19 protein-coding genes are annotated in these 19,450 nt (G+C 67.1%); 11 read left to right on the plus strand and 8 right to left on the minus strand.

Going from position 1 to position 19,450, the window contains the following annotated elements; translation table 11 throughout:
- Positions 1-163: 163 nt before the first annotated feature.
- From GQE99_RS00845 to GQE99_RS00875, 7 genes are all read right to left on the minus strand, one after another.
- Positions 164-544, minus strand: a complete 381-nt coding sequence (locus GQE99_RS00845; protein ID WP_161349694.1) for a hypothetical protein — start codon at positions 542-544, stop codon at positions 164-166.
- Positions 545-986: 442 nt separating this feature from the next.
- Entirely contained in the window at positions 987-1,652 is a 666-nt protein-coding gene (locus tag GQE99_RS00850; RefSeq protein WP_161349695.1) for a NapC/NirT family cytochrome c, read from the minus strand.
- Between the two features lie 8 nt (positions 1,653-1,660).
- Positions 1,661-2,128, minus strand: a complete 468-nt coding sequence (locus GQE99_RS00855; RefSeq protein ID WP_161349696.1) for a nitrate reductase cytochrome c-type subunit — start codon at positions 2,126-2,128, stop codon at positions 1,661-1,663.
- Complete coding sequence (gene napA, locus GQE99_RS00860; RefSeq protein ID WP_161349697.1) at positions 2,125-4,620, minus strand: nitrate reductase catalytic subunit NapA; 2,496 nt, start codon at positions 4,618-4,620, stop codon at positions 2,125-2,127. Before napA ends, GQE99_RS00855 begins: the two co-directional genes overlap by 4 nt.
- 31 nt (positions 4,621-4,651) lie before the next feature.
- Positions 4,652-4,912, minus strand: a complete 261-nt coding sequence (locus GQE99_RS00865) for a chaperone NapD (RefSeq protein ID WP_161349698.1) — start codon at positions 4,910-4,912, stop codon at positions 4,652-4,654.
- Positions 4,905-5,399 (minus strand): ferredoxin-type protein NapF, encoded by a 495-nt coding sequence (locus GQE99_RS00870; protein WP_161349699.1) that lies wholly within the window; start codon positions 5,397-5,399, stop codon positions 4,905-4,907. The genes GQE99_RS00865 and GQE99_RS00870 overlap by 8 nt, the downstream gene beginning before the upstream one ends.
- A gap of 5 nt (positions 5,400-5,404) precedes the next feature.
- The gene (locus GQE99_RS00875) at positions 5,405-5,578 is read right to left on the minus strand and encodes a hypothetical protein (RefSeq protein WP_161349700.1); all 174 of its coding nucleotides are present in this window, start codon (positions 5,576-5,578) and stop codon (positions 5,405-5,407) included.
- 147 nt (positions 5,579-5,725) lie between these two features.
- Between GQE99_RS00875 and GQE99_RS00880 the strand changes: the two genes are divergently transcribed.
- Positions 5,726-6,364 (plus strand): Crp/Fnr family transcriptional regulator, encoded by a 639-nt coding sequence (locus GQE99_RS00880; RefSeq protein ID WP_161349701.1) that lies wholly within the window; start codon positions 5,726-5,728, stop codon positions 6,362-6,364.
- 105 nt (positions 6,365-6,469) lie between these two features.
- Here GQE99_RS00880 and xylB read toward each other — a convergent pair whose 3' ends face one another.
- Positions 6,470-7,915 carry a xylulokinase gene (xylB, locus tag GQE99_RS00885; RefSeq protein WP_161349702.1) on the minus strand — a complete coding sequence of 482 codons (1,446 nt, stop codon included), beginning with the start codon at positions 7,913-7,915 and terminating at the stop codon, positions 6,470-6,472.
- A 214-nt stretch (positions 7,916-8,129) separates the two neighbouring features.
- Here xylB and GQE99_RS00890 point away from each other — a divergent pair, with 214 nt between their 5' ends.
- The 10 genes from GQE99_RS00890 to GQE99_RS00935 all read left to right on the plus strand — a co-directional run bounded on the left by GQE99_RS00890 (position 8,130) and on the right by GQE99_RS00935 (position 19,378).
- Positions 8,130-9,161, plus strand: a complete 1,032-nt coding sequence (locus tag GQE99_RS00890; RefSeq protein WP_161349703.1) for a LacI family DNA-binding transcriptional regulator — start codon at positions 8,130-8,132, stop codon at positions 9,159-9,161.
- Positions 9,162-9,258: 97 nt separating this feature from the next.
- Positions 9,259-10,575, plus strand: coding sequence for an ABC transporter substrate-binding protein (locus GQE99_RS00895; RefSeq protein WP_161349704.1), 1,317 nt, complete (start codon positions 9,259-9,261; stop codon positions 10,573-10,575).
- Positions 10,576-10,684: 109 nt separating this feature from the next.
- Entirely contained in the window at positions 10,685-11,563 is an 879-nt protein-coding gene (locus GQE99_RS00900; RefSeq protein ID WP_161349705.1) for a carbohydrate ABC transporter permease, read from the plus strand.
- Between the two features lie 9 nt (positions 11,564-11,572).
- Positions 11,573-12,403, plus strand: coding sequence for a carbohydrate ABC transporter permease (locus tag GQE99_RS00905; RefSeq protein ID WP_161349706.1), 831 nt, complete (start codon positions 11,573-11,575; stop codon positions 12,401-12,403).
- 12 nt (positions 12,404-12,415) lie between these two features.
- A complete protein-coding gene (locus tag GQE99_RS00910; RefSeq protein ID WP_161349707.1) occupies positions 12,416-13,420 on the plus strand; it encodes an ABC transporter ATP-binding protein in 1,005 nt (334 codons plus the stop codon).
- On the plus strand, positions 13,417-14,190 hold the full coding sequence (locus GQE99_RS00915; protein WP_161349708.1) for an L-iditol 2-dehydrogenase: 774 nt from the start codon (positions 13,417-13,419) through the stop codon (positions 14,188-14,190). The genes GQE99_RS00910 and GQE99_RS00915 overlap by 4 nt, the downstream gene beginning before the upstream one ends.
- Positions 14,190-15,680: a mannitol dehydrogenase family protein gene (locus GQE99_RS00920; RefSeq protein ID WP_235917051.1), complete on the plus strand. Its 1,491-nt coding sequence runs from the start codon at positions 14,190-14,192 to the stop codon at positions 15,678-15,680. Before GQE99_RS00915 ends, GQE99_RS00920 begins: the two co-directional genes overlap by 1 nt.
- A gap of 146 nt (positions 15,681-15,826) precedes the next feature.
- Positions 15,827-16,810, plus strand: a complete 984-nt coding sequence (locus GQE99_RS00925) for a M23 family metallopeptidase (RefSeq protein ID WP_161349710.1) — start codon at positions 15,827-15,829, stop codon at positions 16,808-16,810.
- A 199-nt stretch (positions 16,811-17,009) separates the two neighbouring features.
- On the plus strand, positions 17,010-18,002 hold the full coding sequence (locus tag GQE99_RS00930; protein WP_328794011.1) for an LOG family protein: 993 nt from the start codon (positions 17,010-17,012) through the stop codon (positions 18,000-18,002).
- The gene (locus GQE99_RS00935) at positions 17,999-19,378 is read left to right on the plus strand and encodes an MBL fold metallo-hydrolase RNA specificity domain-containing protein (RefSeq protein WP_161349711.1); all 1,380 of its coding nucleotides are present in this window, start codon (positions 17,999-18,001) and stop codon (positions 19,376-19,378) included. Before GQE99_RS00930 ends, GQE99_RS00935 begins: the two co-directional genes overlap by 4 nt.
- Positions 19,379-19,450: the final 72 nt, after the last annotated feature.

The following is a 19,450-nucleotide window of genomic DNA, read 5'->3' on the forward strand; positions in this document are numbered from 1 at the left end:
TTGGAAAGCCCGGCGATATGCCGGGCCGCCCGCCGGAGACCTGATCGGGACAGATCGGGACAGTGGGGTGTGGAGCCTCCGACGGGCGGGTTCGTGTGGGCGGTCCCGGGCGGGCCATCAAATCCGATGATTGACCCGTCCGGTTCACGCGACACCGGCCCTATTACGGGTGCGCCGGCGTGTAGGCGTCGGACTGAACCGTGAGCGACACGTTGCCGTGGCCCGCCTGGTTCGTTTCCGAGTAGTGGCCGTTGGTGCCCACCTGCAGCGTACCCGCCACGTTGCCGGTGCCCCACTGATCGGTGACCGACATGTTGCCGACGCCGATCTGGGCGGTGCCCGAGGTGTTGCCGAAGCCATCCTGAATGGTCAGGCTGCCGTTCGCGATGCCGACCTGGCCGGTCAGCGACAGGTTGCCGTCGCCGCCCTGGAACGTGCCCTGGGCGTTGCCGAGGCCCAGCTGGTCAACGATCGAGACGTTGCCCGCGAGGGCAGTCCCGGCGGTGAGGGCGGTGATGGCGATGGTGGAAAGGAAGAATTTCATGGGATTAACCCCCTAGGTTAGACTGTTGAAGTTTTCGTCCACCGGCGATGTTGCCGATGAGAAAAAGCTAGCAACGAGGGGGCCGCCGCTCTCGGTCTCAAGCATCCTTCAGTGTTGGAATTCGGGGCACGGTTTCGCGCATTTGGCCACCGTGCATGACACCCGGTTCATGCTTGGCCGCATTTGCACGCAGGGGCAGGCATCCGGGTCCGGAATCGCGCGAATGCGGTCGCAGTTCATCACGCCACGCCAGGTTTTCCGGCATATGCGCCAACGCCTTGGTATATTTGCGTGGTCAGGGGGCCGTTCGTACCAGTGGAATCCGGCGTTTCGGCGTCGACCTGCGGTTGATGGAGGAATAACCCCGGCCGCGCGGTCTTTGTTCCGGCCGCTGAACGGCGGAAATGGCGGGGCGGGGCGCAGGTGCGCCGCCCCGCCGTCGTCAGTTGGCCGCCGTGCGCGCGAGGTAGTCCTGCACCAACGCGGTCTGGTGCCCGCGCATCTGCGGACGCTCCAGCAGGCGCGAGGCCTGTTGCTCGGACATGTCGGGCAGGGTGTGCGCGATGCCCTTGTGGCAATCGATGCAGGTGCCGTCGCCGGGGCCGAGCACGCGTTCATGCGTTTCCGCCGCGCGCGGGCTCTGGCGCGAGAAGTCCATCGCGATATAGCTGTGGCAGTTGCGACATTCGAGGCTGTCGTTCGCCTCGAACCGCGCCCATTCCCGCTTGGCCATTTCCAGGCGGTGTGCCTCGAACTCCTCGCGGGTGTCGATTGTGCCGAAGATCCAGCCGTAGACCTCTTTCGATGCCGCCATCTTGCGCGCGATCTTGTGGGTCCATTCGTGCGGAACGTGGCAGTCCGAGCATTTCGCGCGCACGCCCGAAGCGTTGGTGAAGTGCACGGTCTGCTGCAGGTCGGCGTAGACGTTGGCCTCCATCTCGTGACAGCCGGTGCAGAACGCCTCGGTATTGGTGACCTCGAGCGCGGTGTTGAACCCGCCCCAGAACACGATGCCGCAGATGAAGCCGCCCAGCGTCAGGAACCCGAGCGAGAAATGCGTGCTCGGACGGCGCATGATGCGCCAGAAGGTCTTGAGGGTCTTGCGCATGATCGCCCCTATTCGCTGTCCTGGCTCATTCCGATGAGCGTGTCGATGTCGATGAAGGTGTTCGTCACCAGCGGTTCGTCATCCGTCTGGGTGACGTGGCACTGGGTACAGAAATACCGGCGGGGCGAGACCTGGGCCAACACCTGTTGATGGCGGTCGACGTAGTGCGTGACGGACACCATCGGCGCCTGGCTGCGCCCGGTCGCGGCGCGGGCGTGACACGACAGGCACTTGTTGAAGTTGGCGCTTACCTCGTAGCCCTCGATGTCATGCGGGATGACCGGGGGCTGCTCGGGGTAGTTGCGCACCTCGCGCAGGCTCGCGTCGATGGCCGGCCGCATGGGCGGCGGCGTTTCATCCTGCGTGGGCGGTGTCGGGCGCAGGGACGAGATCGTGGCCTGCTGGGCCACCGCGACCCCGGCGGCGAGAACGCCGCACAGGGTGATGATCTGAATGGACGTCCGGGGAAATCTCATGTCGCGGCCTCCACCTTGCAGGCGCATTTCTTGAAATCGGTCTGCTTCGAGATCGGGTCGGTCGCGTCCAGCGTCAGCTTGTTGATGAGCTGGTTGGCGTCGAACCAGGGCACGAAGATCAGCCCGCGAGGCACCTTGTTGCGCCCGCGTGTTTCGACGCGGGTCAGCATGTCGCCGCGGCGAGAGGTCAACTTCACCTCGCTGCCCCGATGCAGGCCAAGCTCGCCCGCGTCCTCGGGGTGCATGTAGACCATCGCGTTGGGATAGGCCTTGTGAAGCTCGGGCACCCGGTCGGTCATCGAGCCGGAGTGCCAGTGTTCCAGCACGCGGCCCGTGACCAGCCAGAACGGGAACTCGTCGTCCGGGCTCTCCGCCGGCGGCTCGTAGGGCAGGGCGAAGATGTTGGCGCGCCCGTCCGGCTTGCCGTAGAACTCCACGCCCGCGCCGGGAGTGACGTAAGGGTCGTAGCCCTCGCGGTAGCGCCAGCGCGTCTCTTTCCCGTCGACAACCGGCCAGCGCAGCCCGCGCTCCTCGTGGTAGCGGTCGAAATCGGCCAGGTCATGGCCGTGATCGCGACCGAAGCGGGCGTATTCCTCGAACAGCCCCTTCTGCACGTAGAACCCGAAGGCATCGCTTTCGTGGTTGGGATGGGCCTCGGTCTCGGAGATGTCGTAGGCGTCGACGTTGCCGTTGGCGTAGAGCACCTCGAACAGCGTCTTGCCGCGATACTCGGGCGCGGCGTCCAGAAGCTCGGCCGGCCAGACCTCGTCCGTCGTGAAGCGCTTGGAGAACTCCATGAGCTGCCAGAGGTCCGACTTCGCCTCCCCCGGCGCGTGGACGAGCTGGTGCCAGAACTGGGTGCGCCGTTCCGCGTTGCCGTAGGCGCCTTCCTTCTCGACCCACATGGCGGTGGGCAGGACGAGGTCGGCGGCCTGGGCAGTCACCGTCGGGTAGGCGTCCGAGACCACGATGAAGTTGTCCGGGTTGCGATAGCCCGGGTAGGTCTCTTCAAGCAGGTTCGGCGCGGCCTGAAGGTTGTTGTTCACCTGGATCCAGTAGGCGTTGATCTCTCCGTCCTTGAGCTTGCGGTTCTGCAACACGGCGTGCGCGCCCACCCACCCGGGGACGGTGCCCTCGGGAAGCTTCCAGATCTCTTCGGCCACCTTGCGGTGCTCGGGGTTCGCGACGACGAGGTCGGCGGGCAGCCGGTGGGCGAATGTGCCCACCTCGCGCGCCGTGCCGCAGGCGGACGGCTGGCCCGTGAGCGAGAAGGGCGAATTGCCCGGCTCGGCGATCTTCCCGGTCAAAAGGTGCACGTTGTAGATCATGTTGTTCACCCAGACGCCCCGGGTGTGCTGGTTCACGCCCATCGTCCAAAGCGACATGACCTTCTTGTCGGGGTCGGCGTAGATCTCGGCCAGCGCCTCGATCCGGCGGGCGGGCACGCCGGAGAGCTCCTCGGCATATTCGAAGGTGTAGGGCTCGAGGAATTCCTCGAACTCCTCCAGCGTCATGTCCGAGGAGCCGCCGACCGCGTCCGCGTTTTCGGCGGCCTGCTCGAGCGGATGCTCGGGCCGCAGGCCGTAGCCGATGTCGGTGTTGCCGCGCTTGAAGTTGACGTGCTTGTCCACGAAGTCGGTGTTCACGCGGCCGGTCTTGATGACGTGGCGCGCGATCGCGTTCAGGAGCGCGAGGTCCGACTGCGGGGTGAAGGTCATCTCGATATCCGCGAGGTCGTAGCACCGGTTGCGGTAGGTCGAGAGGACCACGACCTCGGTCTCCGGTGCCGACAGCCGCCGGTCGGTGAGGCGGGTCCACAGGATCGGGTGCATCTCGGCCATGTTGGAGCCCCACAGCACGAAGGCGTCCGCATGTTCGAAATCGTCGTAGCATCCCATCGGCTCGTCGATACCGAAGGTGCGGATGAAGCCGGCCACGGCCGAGGCCATGCAATGGCGCGCGTTGGGGTCGATGTTGTTCGACCGGAAGCCCGCCTTGTAGAGCTTCGAGGCGGCGTAGCCTTCCCACACCGTCCACTGTCCGGACCCGAACATGCCGACGGCTTCGGGCCCCTTTTCGGCCAGCGTTTTCTTGAACTTTTCCGCCATCACGTCGAAGGCTTCGTCCCAGCTCACCTCCTCGAACTCGCCGTTCTTGTCGTAGACCCCGTCACGCTTGCGCAGGAGCGGCATGGTCAGCCGGTCGGCGCCGTACATGATCTTGGACAGGAAGTAGCCCTTCACGCAGTTGAGGCCCCGGTTCACCTCGGCCTCCGCATCGCCGTGGGTGGCGACCACGCGGTCGTTGCGCGTCGCGACCATTACCGAACAGCCGGTGCCGCAGAACCGGCAGGGCGCCTTCGACCAAGTCAGCTCGGTCTCGTCGCGCGCGGTCGGGATGTTCTGGGCGAAGGCGGGCGCCGTCATGCCGGCGGCGGCGCTGGCGGCAGCGACGGCTTTGGCCTTCAGGGCGTCTCTTCGGGTCATGGTCATGGTGGATCTCCTGGCTGTCGGCTGGGTCGGATCAGAGGGGGCGGGCAAGCTCTTCGGGCGGCTCCACGTGGTGGAAGACCAGCGTCGCGGCGAGCACGTCGGGCAGAAGCTGGATGCGCGTGAGGGCATCGTTGAGGGTGCGCTGCCCCTCGGCCTCGAGCGTGACGACAAGCTTGCCTTCGGGCGAGCGCCCGTGCACCTCGCACCCCTCGGCCTCGAGGCGGTCGGCCACCGCGTCGAGCGTGTCGGGTCTCGTGTGCACGAGCAGGCTCGAAAGATGATGTTCAGGCATCGGCGGGCTCCTGTTCGCGGATCTGGATCGCACCGGTGGGGCAGACCGGCACGCAGCCGCCGCACCCGGTGCAGGCGTCGGCGTCGACGCGCATCTCGGCCCGGCCGCCTAGCATGGGGCGGGCCCGCAGCGCGTCATGATCGCAGGCATCCTCGCACGCCCGGCAGGCGATCCCCTGCGGCTCGAGGCAGCCCGAGGCGACCACGGCGACCGCCGTCCAGGGCGGGTCGCGCTCGAGGTCGAAGACGGGTTCGGGGCAGGCTTCGGCGCAGGCCGCGCAGAAGGTGCAGGGGGACGAGAAGTCGAGCACCGGGTGCCCGCCGCGCCCCTGGTGGAGGATGCCTTCGGGACATGCCTCGACACACGCGCCGCAGCCCGTGCAGGCCTCCCGCATGATTTCGGACGTGGTCCAGGGCATGACGTCGGTCGGGTCATGTCCTCCGAGAAAGGCGCGGCGCGATACGGCCGTGGAATCCTGTGCTGCCATGCCGGTCAGCTTCCCGGCGGGCCGAGGAGCAGTTGCTGCATCCAGACCACGAAGCCGAAACCGCCCACGAAAACGACCGCGAGAATCGGGAAGAGGACGAGGGCAAGAAACAGGAAGGCGACCGTTTCCTGGCCCTTGGATGCGCTGTGTGGTTCGGGTGCGCTGCTGTGCTCGTCCATTGCGCCTCTCGGTAAAGATCCTGATTCAAAACCAACATTTCACATCTCTCGGTTGAATTTTTGATGTGTGTCAGTTTTGCTGGTCCCGGGAGCAGGGTTTTTGCGCGGATTTGACGCAGCTCGGAAATACCTTGGAAAGGACCCGTTATGCCGCATGCTCATGGACCAACGCTCTGCTCTGCCTGCCCCCTTGCCGAAGCGGGTCTGCCGCCGGCCGCGCTGGGTGCGGCGGGGGCCGCGATCGGGGTCATCCAGGTGGCCAAAGGCCAGCTGAGGACCTGCGAAGACCTCTCGAACCATTTCGCCATCGTGCGCAAGGGCGCCCTCAAGGTGGAGTTCCTGAACCCCGACGGGCGCGCCGAGATCGCCGGGTTCCTGTTCCAGGGCGAGGTCCTCGTGTGCTCGGTCAGCGACCAGGACGTCGCCATCACCGCGCTCGAGGATGCGGCGTTCTGCGATGTGCGTCCCGACCGCATCGCCCAGGACGTGGCCGGTGCCGCCGCCGCGCTGACCCGTTTCACGCAGGCCGTGGCCGACCAGTCGGGCCTCGACCAGCGCCGGCTCATCCAGGCCCGGAGCGGACCGGTGGAAGACCGGCTCATGTGGTTTCTCGAGGACGTTGCGGCACGCCAGAAGAGCGACGCGGTGCACCTGCCGATGCCGCGCAGCGATATCGCCCATTACCTCAACACCAGCGCCGAAAGCGTGAGCCGGGCCTTCACCAACCTGCGCGCGCGCGGGGCGATCGAAACCCGGTCGCCGCGCCGGATCACGCTGACGAACTGAGCGGCGGTGCGCGGCGAAGCGGTCGATGCCGTCGTCACCGGTCCCGCGGAATACGTGGTGATCGCATGCTGACAGAGGCCACGCCGCGCATTGGCCCGAGAGGGCTCACTGCATCGCGGCCTGCACGGATTTCAGCGCCGGGTAGAGTGCGCGGTAGCCGGCGAGGCGCGGGCGCAGGCGCTCGGTCTCGGCGGGCCGCGGAGTGAACCAGTGGCGCACCTCGGGTTTGGCCATGACGTCGTGCGGGTCCGCGCCGCAGGCGACGCAGGCCAGCCGGGCGGCCCCGAGGGCGGGCCCGATGTCCGCGCCGTCGCTGCGCCCGAGGCGGCAGGCGGTCGCGTCGGCGATGGTCTGCATCAGGAAATCGCTGCGCGTCCCGCCGCCGATGGCGAGCAACGTGTCGGGCAGGGTGCCCGCCGCCGAGAGCGCGTCGATCGCGTCGGCGAAGGAGAAGGCCACCGCTTCCACCACCGCGCGCATCAGGCTGCCCTGGGTGGTGGATTCCCCGAGCCCGTGGAACCCCGCGCGGATGTCGCTGTCCCCATGTGGCGTGCGCTCGCCCGTGAGGTAGGGCAGGAAGAGGGGGCCGGGGCGCGCCACCTCTGCCTCGTCCAGCAATTCCTGGATCGGGCGGCGCAGCAGGTCGGCCAGCCAGGCCATCGGGCGCGCGCCGTTCAGCATGGCGGCCATCTGGAACCACAGGCCCGGCATGGTGTGGGCGTAAGCATGGACGCGGCTGTCCGGGTTCGGCCGGTAGTCGGCCGTCGTCACGAAGAGCTGGCCCGAGGTGCCGAGCGAGATGAAGCCGTCCCCGGCCTCGACGGCGCCGATGCCCGCCGCGCCGGCGGCCGCATCGCCCGCGCCGGCCGCGACCGGGATGCCGGGGGTCAGGCCCAGTTCTCCGGCCGGCCCCGGCAGGAGCGCGCCGGCGATATCCGTGCCCCGGCGCACCTCGGGCAGCCATTCGGGCCGGGTCGCACTGATCTCGCACAGCCGGGTGGACCAGGTGCAGGTGCGTTCGTCGAACCACGATGTACCGGCCGCGTCGGAGGGGTCGGTCACAAAGCGTCCGTGCAGGCGGAAGCCGAGGTAATCCTTGGGCAACAGAACGTGGGCGATGCGCGCATGGGTGTCCGGTTTGTGGCGGGCCAGCCAGCGCAGCTTGGGCGCGGTGAAGCCCGGCATCGGGAGCACGCCGGAGATCTGGCCGATCTCCGGCTCCTCGGCGCGCATCTCGGCGCATTCGGTCGCGGCGCGCGCGTCGTTCCAGAGGATGACGGGGCGCACCGGCCGATTGTCGGCGTCGAGCAGCACCGCGCCGTGCATCTGGCCCGACAGCCCGATCGCACGCACGCGGGCACGGATGTCGGGCGGCAGCGCCGCGACGGCGGCGCGGGTCGCGTCCCACCAGTCTGCCGCGTCCTGTTCGCTCGCCCCGTCGAAAGGGTTCGATACGGTGAGGGGGGCGGAGGCGGTCGCCGCGATGACGCCCCCGTCGCCCAGGGCGCAGACCTTCACGGCCGAAGTGCCAACGTCGATGCCGAGATACATGTGAGCGCCCCTTTGGCACCGTGAGCCCGGTGCTGCCTTTCCTTCCGGCAACGGCGCCTCCATAATGGTCGCCACCGTCGCGAGTGCCGAGAGCCAAGCGGAATGACACCGGAGTTTCAAGAAAAATCTTTACTCGCGTAAGATTTTGGGAACTCTAAGAGGAGGGCGCCGGATGGGTCGGGCCGTCCCGACGGGAGAGCCGAAAGCCAGGATCATGAGCGAGCACAAGATTCGAAACATGGAGGAATTCGCCGCGCTGAGCGGGCTGTCGCGCCCGACCGTGTCGAAGTACTTCAACGATCCGGCCAGCGTGCGCCCCAAGACGCGCGAGCGGATCGAGGCCGCGCTCGAGCGGTATGATTTCCGCCCCAACATCTTCGCGGTGAACCAGAACCGCAGCCTGACCAAGAACGTCGGAATCGTGGTGCCCTACCTCGCCGATCCGTTCTTCGCCGAGATCGCGCGGGTGATCGAACTGCGATGCATCGAGGCAGGCTATTCCCCCACGCTCTACAGCGCGCACGGGGAGAGCCGGCTTGAGAACGAGATCCTGTCGGGGCTCACGGCGCTCAAGCCCGCGGGCGTGTTCCTGGCCCCGCTGGGCCGGATTTCGGACCGCGCCGCGATCGAGAGATTCTGCCGCGACGTGCCCACGGTGCTCTTCGACAGCAATATCGAGGATATGGGCGAAGCCTTTGTCGGATCAGACAATTTCAGCTTCGTGCAGCAGACCGTCGACTACCTTTGCCGCACGGGGGCGCCCCCGGCCTTCTTCGAAATGCGCAACCCGGCGAACCCGAACGCGAACAAGCGGCGGCATGCCTACCTGAAGATCATGGAGGATGCCGGGCTCGAGCCGCACGTGATCAGCGTGGAGGGCCAGGGCTGGGGCTTCGAGGAGATCGGGCGCCAGGGCGCGCACGACCTGTTCGCGTCGGGGGAGCTCAAGACGGACACCATCCTTTGCAGCAACGACCGACTCGCCATCGGCCTGCTCGCTGCCTGTTACGAGCGCGGGCTGCGAGTCGGGCGGGGCGAGGGCTGCGCGCTGCGGGTCGCCTCGCACGACGATCACCCGTTCTCGCGCTTCACCTGTCCCGCTCTCACCACCGCCGCACACGAATACGAAGCGGTGGCCGACAAGTGCATGGAAACATTGTTTTCCCTGATCGAATCCGGCGGCCGGTTCGAGACGCGGACCGAGACCCTGATCCCTGCACGCCTGATCCTTCGGGCCTCCGCGTGACCGAAAGAAATTAACGCGCGTAAAGAAAATTGTTGACGCATGGGAATTTTGCGCCTTAGCCTTCACGGGACATAGCATCCAACTAGGGAGGATAAGGATGTCCATGACTACCGCGCTTCGCGCGTCCTCGGCCCTTGCACTGTGCGCATTTGCATCGGTGGCCTCGGCACAGGACACGACCATCACCATCGCGACCGTGAACAACGGCGACATGATCCGGATGCAGGGGTATACGGATCTCTTCACCGAAGAGACCGGCATCGGCGTCGAGTGGGTCACGCTCGAGGAAAACGTGCTCCGCCAGCGTGTCACGACCGATATCACCACCAACGGCGGCCAGTTCGACATCATGACCATCGGCATGTACGAAACGCCGATCTGGGGTGCCAACGGCTGGCTCGTGCCGCTCGACGACCTGTCGGAGGAATACGACGTCGACGACATCCTGCCCGCCATGCGCGGCGGCCTGAGCCATGACGGCACGCTCTACGCGGCGCCGTTCTACGGCGAAAGCTCGATGGTCATGTACCGCACCGACCTCATGGAAGAGGCCGGGATGGAAATGCCCAAGGCCCCGACCTGGCAGTTCATCGAAGAGGCCGCGGCCGCGATGAACGATCCCGAGAACGAGGTCTACGGCATCTGCCTGCGTGGCAAGCCGGGCTGGGGCGAAGGCGGCGCCTTCATCACCGTGACCGCCAACTCGTTCGGCGCGCGCTGGTTCGACGAGGACTGGAACGCCCAGTTCGACCAGCCCGAGTGGAAAGAGGCGCTGTCGTTCTTCGTCGAGCTGATGAACAACTACGGCCCGCCGGGCTACGCCACCAACGGTTTCAACGAGAACCTGTCTCTGTTCCAGCAGGGCAAGTGCGGCATGTGGATCGACGCGACCGTCGCGGCCTCGTTCGTGACCAACCCGGACGACTCCACCGTGGCCGACAGCGTCGGTTTCGCGCTGGCCCCGAACGCGGAAGGCGTCGAGAAGCGCGCCAACTGGCTCTGGGCCTGGGCGCTCGCCATCCCGGCCGGCACCCAGCAGGAACACGCGGCCAAGCAGTTCATCGAATGGGCGACCTCGAAGGAATACATCGAGCTCGTGGCCGAGAACGAAGGCTGGGCCAACGTCCCGCCGGGCGCGCGCAACTCGCTCTACGAGAACCCGAAGTACCAGGAAGTGCCGTTCGCCGAGATGACGCTGGAATCGATCAACGCGGCCGATCCGACGGACCCGACCGTGGACCCGGTGCCCTATGTCGGCATCCAGTTCGTCGCCATTCCTGAATTCGCGGGGATCGCCACCGAGGTGAGCCAGGAGTTCGCCGAGGTCTATGCCGGCCAGCAATCCGTCGACGAGGCGCTGGAGAATGCCCAGGCGCTGACCAACGACGCGATGGAAGCCGCAGGCTACCGCTGAGGATTTCCTCCGCAGACCGTCCGGGGGCGGGTCCGCTCGCCCCCGGACATCGCATCTTCGAAGTCCCGTTTCCGCCAAGGGCCACCCCGCCCGATCGAAAGGTTCCGTCATGGCGACCCAGCACTCCCGCTCCGCGGCAAGACTGATGATGACGCCGGCCGTCATCCTGCTCCTGGGCTGGATGCTCGTGCCGCTGACGATGACGCTCTACTTCTCGTTCAAGCGCTATCTTCCGATGCGCGGCGACTCGCTCGAGCGCGGGCTCGACTGGGTCGGGTTCGAGAACTACGTCCGCTTCATCGGGTCGAGCTCGTTCTGGCCCAGCGTGCAGGCGACGCTCCTGATCGTGGGCGGCGTGCTGGTCATCACCGTGGTCCTGGGCATCCTGCTCGCCATTCTTCTCGACCAGCCGTTCTGGGGGCAGGGGATCGTCCGCATACTGGTGATCGCCCCCTTCTTCGTGATGCCCACCGTGTCCGCGCTCGTGTGGAAGAACATGATGATGGACCCGGTGAACGGCATGTTCGCCTATCTCTGGCGCTTCTTCGGGGCCGAGCCCGTGTCGTGGATGTCCGACGCCTCGGTGCAGTCGATCATCCTGATCGTGTCGTGGCAGTGGCTCCCCTTCGCGACGCTCATCCTTCTCACTGCGATCCAGTCGCTCGACAGCGAGCAGCTGGAGGCCGCGGAGATGGACGGGGCGCCCGTGCTGTCGCGCTTCTTCTACATCATCCTGCCGCACCTCGGCCGGGCGATCACGATCGTCATCCTGATCCAGACCATCTTCCTGTTGTCGATCTTCGCCGAGATCTTCGTGACCACCGGCGGCTCCTTCGGGACCCGGACGCTCACCTATCTGATCTTCCAGCGGGTCGTGGACAGCCAGAACATCGGCCTCGGGTCCGCGGGCGGCGTCTACGCGATCATCCTGGCCAACATCGTCGCACTCTTCCTCATGCGCATCGTCGGCAAGAACCTGGACCAGTAGGGGACGGACATGGCACGCGCAGTTTCAACACGTCGCAAGATCGCAATGACCACCCTGGCCTGGATCGTGGGCCTGGTGATCTTCTTCCCGATCTTCTGGACCATCCTGACGAGCTTCAAGACCGAGGCGCAGGCGATCAACAACCCGCCGCTCTTCTGGGGCTTCGACTTCACGCTCGAGAATTACGCGGTCGTGCAGGAGCGCTCGGACTACATGCGCTACCTGTGGAACTCGGTCATCATCGCCGGCGGCTCCACGATCCTCGGCGTCCTCGTCGCGGTGCCCGCCGCCTGGTCGATGGCCTTCGTGCCGTCGCGCCGGACCAAGGACATCCTGCTGTGGATGCTGTCGACGAAGATGCTGCCCGCGGTCGGCGTGCTCTACCCGATCTCGCTGATCTTCGTCGAGTTCAACCTGCTCGACACCCGCGGCGGTCTGATCCTGGTCCTGATGCTCATCAACCTGCCGATCATCGTGTGGATGCTCTACACCTACTTCCGCGAGATCCCGGTCGACATCCTCGAAGCCGCGCGCATGGACGGGGCCGGCCTGCGTGAAGAGATCCTCTACGTCCTGACGCCGATGGCGATCCCGGGCATCGCCTCCACGGTGCTGCTCAACGTGATCCTCGCCTGGAACGAGGCGTTCTGGACTCTGAACCTGACCGCCGCGACCGCCGCGCCGCTCACGGCCTTCATCGCAAGCTACTCGAGCCCCGAAGGATTGTTCTACGCCAAGCTCAGCGCGGCCTCGACGATGGCCATCGCGCCGATCCTGATCCTCGGCTGGTTCAGCCAGAAACAACTCGTCCGCGGCCTGACCTTCGGCGCGGTGAAATAAGGAGAAACGGGCATGGGACGCATCACGCTCGACAAGGTGGCCAAGTCGTTCGGAGACGTCGAGGTCATCCCGCCCCTCGACCTGACCATCGAGGATGGGGAGTTCGTGGTCTTCGTCGGCCCCTCGGGCTGCGGCAAGTCCACGCTGCTGCGGCTGATCGCGGGGCTCGAGGACGTGTCTTCCGGCGAAATCCGGATCGACGGCGAAGACGCCACCAGCGTGCCGCCGGCCAAGCGCGGGCTCGCCATGGTATTCCAGTCCTACGCGCTCTACCCGCACATGTCGGTGCGCAAGAACATCGCCTTCCCGCTGCGCATGGCCAAGCTGGACGCGGCCGAGCAGAGCCGGCGGGTGGAGGCGGCTGCGGACGTGCTGAACCTGACCGAATACCTCGATCGCCGCCCCGGCCAGCTTTCGGGGGGCCAACGCCAGCGCGTGGCCATCGGGCGTGCCATCGTGCGCGAACCGGCGGCCTTCCTTTTCGACGAGCCGCTGTCGAACCTCGACGCGGCTTTGCGCGTGGGCATGCGGCTGGAGATTTCCGAGCTGCACAAGCGGCTCGAGACCACGATGATCTACGTGACCCACGATCAGGTCGAAGCCATGACGATGGCCGACAAGATCGTGGTCCTGCGTGCGGGCAATATCGAGCAGGTGGGTTCGCCGCTGGAGCTCTACCGCGAACCGCGCAACCTGTTCGTGGCAGGCTTCATCGGCAGCCCCAAGATGAACCTGATCGGCGGCGAGATCGCCGAGAAGCACGGCGCGCCCACCATCGGCATCCGTCCCGAACACGTCACCGTCTCGAACGAGGCGGGCGAATGGCACGGCACCGTGGGCGTGTCCGAGCACCTGGGCTCCGACACCTTCTTCCACGTCACCTGCGACGGGATCGAGGAACCCGTGACGGTGCGCGTGGGCGGCGAGGTCGACCTGCATTACGGCGACAAGGTCTGGCTCAGCCCCGATCCGGATCACCTGCACAGGTTCGACAAGGCGGGGCTGCGCATCGCATGAGACGGCTGGACGGAAAGACCGCGCTGATCACCGGCGCGGCGCGCGGCATCGGCCGGGCGTTCGCCGAGGCCTACGTGCGGGAAGGCGCGCGCGTGGCCATCGGCGACATCGACATCGACCGCGCCCGTGCAGCCGCCACCGAGATCGGCGAGGCCGCCATCGCCGTCGAGATGGACGTGACCCGGCAGGACAGCATCGATGCCGCCGTGGCGCAGGCCGTGCAGGAGCTCGGCCAGATCGACATCCTGATCAACAACGCGGCCATCTTCACCGCCGCCCCGATCGTCGAGATCGAGCGCGCCGATTTCGACCGCGTCTTCGACATCAACGTCGCGGGCACGCTCTTCACCCTTCAGGCCGTGGCCCGCCACATGATCGAGCGCGGTATCCGCGGGCGCATCATCAACATGGCGAGTCAGGCGGGCCGGCGGGGCGAGCCGCTCGTCGCGGTCTACTGCGCCAGCAAGGCGGCGATCATCAGCCTCACGCAGTCTGCGGGCCTCAACCTGATCGAGCACGGCATCAACGTGAACGCCATCGCGCCCGGCGTGGTGGATGGTGAACACTGGGACGGGGTCGACGCTTTCTTCGCGAAATACGAAGGAAAGGCGCCCGGCCAGAAGAAGCGCGAAGTGGGCGCGGCCGTGCCCTATGGCCGGATGGGCCGCGCCGAGGACCTGACCGGCATGGCGATCTTCCTGGCTAGCGACGAAGCCGATTACATCGTCGCCCAGTGCTACAACGTCGACGGCGGCCAATGGATGAGCTGATGTCGAAGACCGCAGCCCATCCCGTCCCCTTGCGCAACGACACCCTGGCCGATCTGCCGGAGGGCATCCTGCGCCCGCGCTACGAGCGCGCCCGGCTCACCGCGGGGATCGTGCATATCGGCGTCGGCAATTTCCACCGCGCGCACCAGGCCTGGTATCTCCACCGGCTGATGCAGGCGGGGAAAGCGCTCGACTGGGCGATCGTCGGGGCAGGGGTGCGCCCCTACGATGCCGCCATGCGCGAAAAGCTCATCGCGCAGGATTGCCTCACGACGCTGATCGAGCTGGCCCCCGACCACACCGGGGCCGAGGTGACGGGGTCGATGATCGACTACCTCCCGATCGAAGAGGGCAACGCGCCGCTCATCCATGTGATGGCCGATCCGCGCATCCGCGTCGTCGCGCTGACGGTGACCGAGGGCGGCTATTACATCGATGCCACGACCGGCGCGTTCGACACCGGACATCCCGACATCGTCCATGACGCGGCGCACCCGGACGCACCGCGCACGGCCTTCGGCGCAATGGTTGCCGCCCTCCGCCAGCGGCGGGCGGCTGGGCACAAGCCGTTCTCCGGCCTGTGCTGTGACAACCTGCGCGGCAACGGCGACATCCTGCGCGCCACGGTCGTCGGACTCGCCCGGATGAGCGACCCGGGGCTTGCCGACTGGATCGACAGGGAGGGGGCCTTCCCCAACTCGATGGTCGACAGCATCGTGCCGGCCACCACGGCGAACACGCTCGAGGCCGTGCGCGCCTTTGGCATCGACGACGCCGCCCCGGTGGCGCACGAGAACTTCCGCCAATGGGTGATCGAGGACGCCTTCTGTGATGGGCGGCCGGACTGGGACGAGGTGGGGGCGACCTTTACCTCGGACGTCCATTCCTACGAGATGATGAAGATCCGGATCCTGAACGCGGGGCACCAGATCCTTGCGAATGCGGGCGAGCTTCTGTCGGTGCCGACCATCGCGGATTGCATGGCCCACCCGGGCATCGCGGCGATGTTCCGCAAGGTCCAGACGGAGGAGATCCTGCCTTACGTGGACGCCGTGCCGGGCACCACGCCGGACGACTATCTCGCGCTGATCGAGGGGCGCTTCTCAAACCCGAAGATCCACGACACGACGCGGCGTGTGGCCTTCGACGGCTCATCGCGCCACACCGGGTTCCTCCTCCCCATCCTGCGGGATGCGCTGGCGGCGGGCGGGTCCGTCGACGGGTTCGCGCTGGTCGAAGCCCTCTGGGCGCGCATGTGTGCGGGGCAGCGTGAGGACGGGAGCGTCATCGAGCCCAACGACCCATACTGGGCGCGCCTCACGGAGGCCGCCGCGGCAGCGAAGGACCGCCCGCGCGCCTGGTTGGAGCAGCCCGGGATCTACGGCGGTCTCAAGGACGCCCCGGCCTTCGCCGAGGCGTTCGAGCGCTGGCTTGCGACGATCTGGCGGGACGGCACGGCAGCGGCGCTTGCGGCCTACACGGCGCGGTAGTGCGTGCCGCCCGGCGACCCGCGATTTTGCGATATCGGCTTCACCTGATAGGTTGAAGAGGCGCTGCCCCGACGGGCGGTGCCCTTCCTGTATAGAGCAATCAAAACAATGTATTGTGTTTCTCTTTTAAACCAAAACCTCAACCATTGTTCCGCAGCTTCACCGCGGGGCCTGCCGTGACCGCCGCGATCCTCGCCCTCCAGGTCGTCCTGCCCTTGGTGCTGATCGCGTGGCTGGGCGTCTTCCCGGCGGGCAGCTTGGCCGGTTTCGCGGTGCAGGCGGCCGGGATCGGCGCCTTTCTCTTCGCCCTCGCGCGCATCGCGCAATGGGCGCTGCCGGCCTGGTGGCTCCCGCGCGTCTACGGGGCGCTGTGGCTCTTGGCGGTCGTGGTGCACGCATCGGCGATTGCCGGAGCCCCCGTCTGGCCTGCCGACGCGCCGGGCTGGGCCGGCCTGTCCGTCGCCATGATCCTGCTCGGCCTGGGGGCGGGCTTCGGCGCGGCAGCGCTCGCGGGGCGCCGTCCGCCGCTCGTCACAATCGTGGACATCGCGAACCCGTTCGGGGCCGGGCAGTTCCTCGTCGGCCACGGTGGGGGCAACCGGCTCGTCAACGGGCACCTGAAGACGCTCGACCCCCGCGTGGAGCGCTTCCGGCCGTGGCGGGGACAATCCTACGCCCTCGACTTCTTCGGGCTGGGCCGATGGGGCCTGCGGGCGGCGGGGTGGCACCCGTCCGACCCGGCCGCCTACGCGATCTTCGGGGCCGAACTGCGCGCCCCCTGTGCGGGCACCGTGCGCGCGGCCGAGAGCCGGATGCCGGACTTCGAGGTGCCACGGCAGGACAGCGTCAACCGGCTGGGCAACCACGTGATCCTGTCGTTGGGTTACGCCGAGATCGTGTTCGCCCACATGCGGCAGGGCAGCGTGCAGGTCGCGCCCGGCGATGTCGTGGCGATCGGCGACCGGCTGGGCGAGGTTGGCAATTCCGGCGCCTCGACCGAGCCGCACCTGCACATCCATGCCCAACGCCCCGCGGCGGACGGGGACCCGCCGCTCTCCGGCGCCCCCCTCGCGCTTCGCATCGACGGCCGGTTTCTCGTGCGTGGTGATCGCCTGAAAACGGGGGGATAGGGGCCGCCGCGCCCCGAAGATCACGAAAATGCGCATTTGAACGAGATCAATTTGCGCAGGCCCACGCTCCGATAGCATGGCGACGAGTGACGCGGAGGTTTCGGGTTTGGCGCTCACGTCGGAGTCAGCGAAAGGCCATGTCGTCGCCGTGCGCGGCGCAGTGGTCGATGTCGCTTTCCCTCCGGGCCGGCTTCCGGCCGTGAACGACGCGCCCATGCAGAACAGCACCGACGAAACAGCGGAGAAACCGTTCCCCCCGCACCACACCGAGCGCTGCGTCGATCTGCCGGGATGCCGCCCGAAGCCCAGCGAGGAGGACGCGGCGGCCCCCGACCTCGTGCGGCGCATCCTGGAAAGCCCGAATTACCGGCGTGCGGACGAGGATGTCGATTTCCTCAACCGCAACGGCATGCGCGGCACGCGCCTTTTCCTCGACTACCAGAAGGCCGAAACCCTGCTCGACGATCACGGTATCGCGCATTCCATTGTGGTCTTCGGCGGGACGCGCATCGGTGAGCCGGTGGCGGCCAAGGCGCGCGTCGAAACGCTGCGCGCCCAATGCGCCGAGGCGCCCGGGGACAAGGACCTGGCCCAACAGCTGCGCATCGCCGAACGCGTGGCCGCCAAGAGCCGTTTCTACGACATAGCGCGCGACTTCGGCCGGATCGTGGGGTCGGCGGAGGGGCGCCACGGCAACCGCCTCGTGGTCGTCACGGGCGGCGGGCCGGGGATGATGGAGGCCGCCAACCGCGGCGCGCAAGAAGCCGGGGCCAAGACCGTGGGGCTCAATATCACCCTGCCGCACGAACAATTCCCGAACCCCTACATCACGCCGGACCTGTGCTTCCGGTTCCGCTACTTCGCGCTGCGCAAGCTTCATTTCCTCCTGCGTGCCCGCGCGCTCGTCGTGTTTCCCGGCGGCTTCGGCACGCTGGACGAATTGTTCGAGACGTTGACCCTGATCCAGACCCGAAAGATCCGGCCGCTGCCCGTAGTATTGGTCGGGCGCGACTACTGGCGCCGGCTCTTCGACATCGACTTCATGGTGGAGGAGGGCGTGATCGACCAGGAGGACCGCGACCTGTTCTGGTATGCCGAGACGGCCGAGGAGATCTGGGCCGACATTCGCCGATGGTACGACCGCGCCGGGTTGGACATGATCGGCCCGGTGAGCGAAGGAGATCCGGCATGAAGATCTCGTTTCATGGCGCGGCGCACCAGGTGACCGGGTCCTGTCATCTCGTCGAATGCGCGGGTCGCCGCATCCTGGTCGATTGCGGGATGTTCCAGGGCGGGCATGAACTGCACGAAGACAACGCGGCGAAATTTCCCTTCGACCCCAGGGACATCGACGCCGTTCTTCTCACGCACGCGCATCTCGACCATTGCGGGCGCCTGCCGCTCCTGGTCAAGCGCGGGTTCTCGGGCGAGGTCGTGTCGACCGGGGCGACCAAGGACCTTGCCAAGCTGGTGATGCTGGATTCGGCCCATCTGCACGAGGAAGAGGCCGCGCGCAGGCGCCGGCACGGGCGCGGTGGCGGGCGCCATGACCCGCTCTACGAAACGATCGACGCGCTCGACGCGGTCGCGCTGTTCGGCCGTAACGCCCGCTACGCGACGCCCATCGAGGTGGTCCCCGGCATCACGGCCACGTTCTTCGATGCGGGGCACATCCTGGGCTCGGCTTCCATCCGGCTGGAGCTGCACGAGAACGGCCGCACGCGGCGGGTGCTCTTCTCGGGCGACCTGGGGCCCGAGAACCGGCCGCTTCTCAACAACGCCGCCCCGCCGGACGACTGCGACGTGGTGGTGATGGAGACCACATACGGCGATCGCAACCACCGCCCGCTCGACGCCTCCGTCACCGAGTTCCACGACGCGATCCGCGAGGCCGACGCGCGCGGCGGCAACGTGATCATCCCGACCTTCGCCCTTGAGCGCGCGCAGGAGCTGCTGTGGTACCTGCGCGAGGGTGTGGGAAGCGGTGCATTGCGCAAGGGCATGCAGATCTTCCTCGACTCCCCGATGGCCATTTCCGCGACCCGGATCTTCGGCCGGCACGAGGAGGCGATGCGCCCCGAGGTCGCCCGCATGATCCGCGCGGGGCAGGATCCCTTCGCGCTGCCCGGCCTGCGCTTCACGCGGGAGGCCCATGAATCGATGGCGTTGAATCGGATCCGTTCCGGAGCAGTCATCATGGCGGGGTCGGGCATGTGCACCGGGGGCCGCGTGCGCCATCACCTGCGCCACAACCTGTCCCATGCCGATTGCAGCGTGATCTTCGTGGGGTTCGCCGCGGAAGGAACCCTCGCGCGGATCATCATCGACGGAGCGAAGCACGTGAAGCTCTTCGGCGACCAGGTCCCGGTCAACGCGCGGATCTTCACCATCAACGGTTTCTCCGCCCATGCCGGGGCGAGCGATCTTGCGAACTGGCTCGCGCGGGCCGGGCGGCCGGAGAAGGTGTTCCTCGTGCACGGCGAACACCGCGCGATGACGGCCTTCGCCAAGCGGCTTCGCGGCACGCATGTCGAGATGCCCGAAGCGGGGCGCGTCTACGAGCTCTGAGCGCTTTCGGGGCGAAGGTGGCCGAAGCCTGCCGCGCAGGCGGGTTCCAGTTGGCCCGGACTTGGCCAGTCC

Source organism: Maritimibacter harenae, from assembly GCF_009882975.1.
In the GTDB taxonomy this organism is placed as follows: Bacteria; Pseudomonadota; Alphaproteobacteria; order Rhodobacterales; family Rhodobacteraceae; genus Maritimibacter; species Maritimibacter harenae.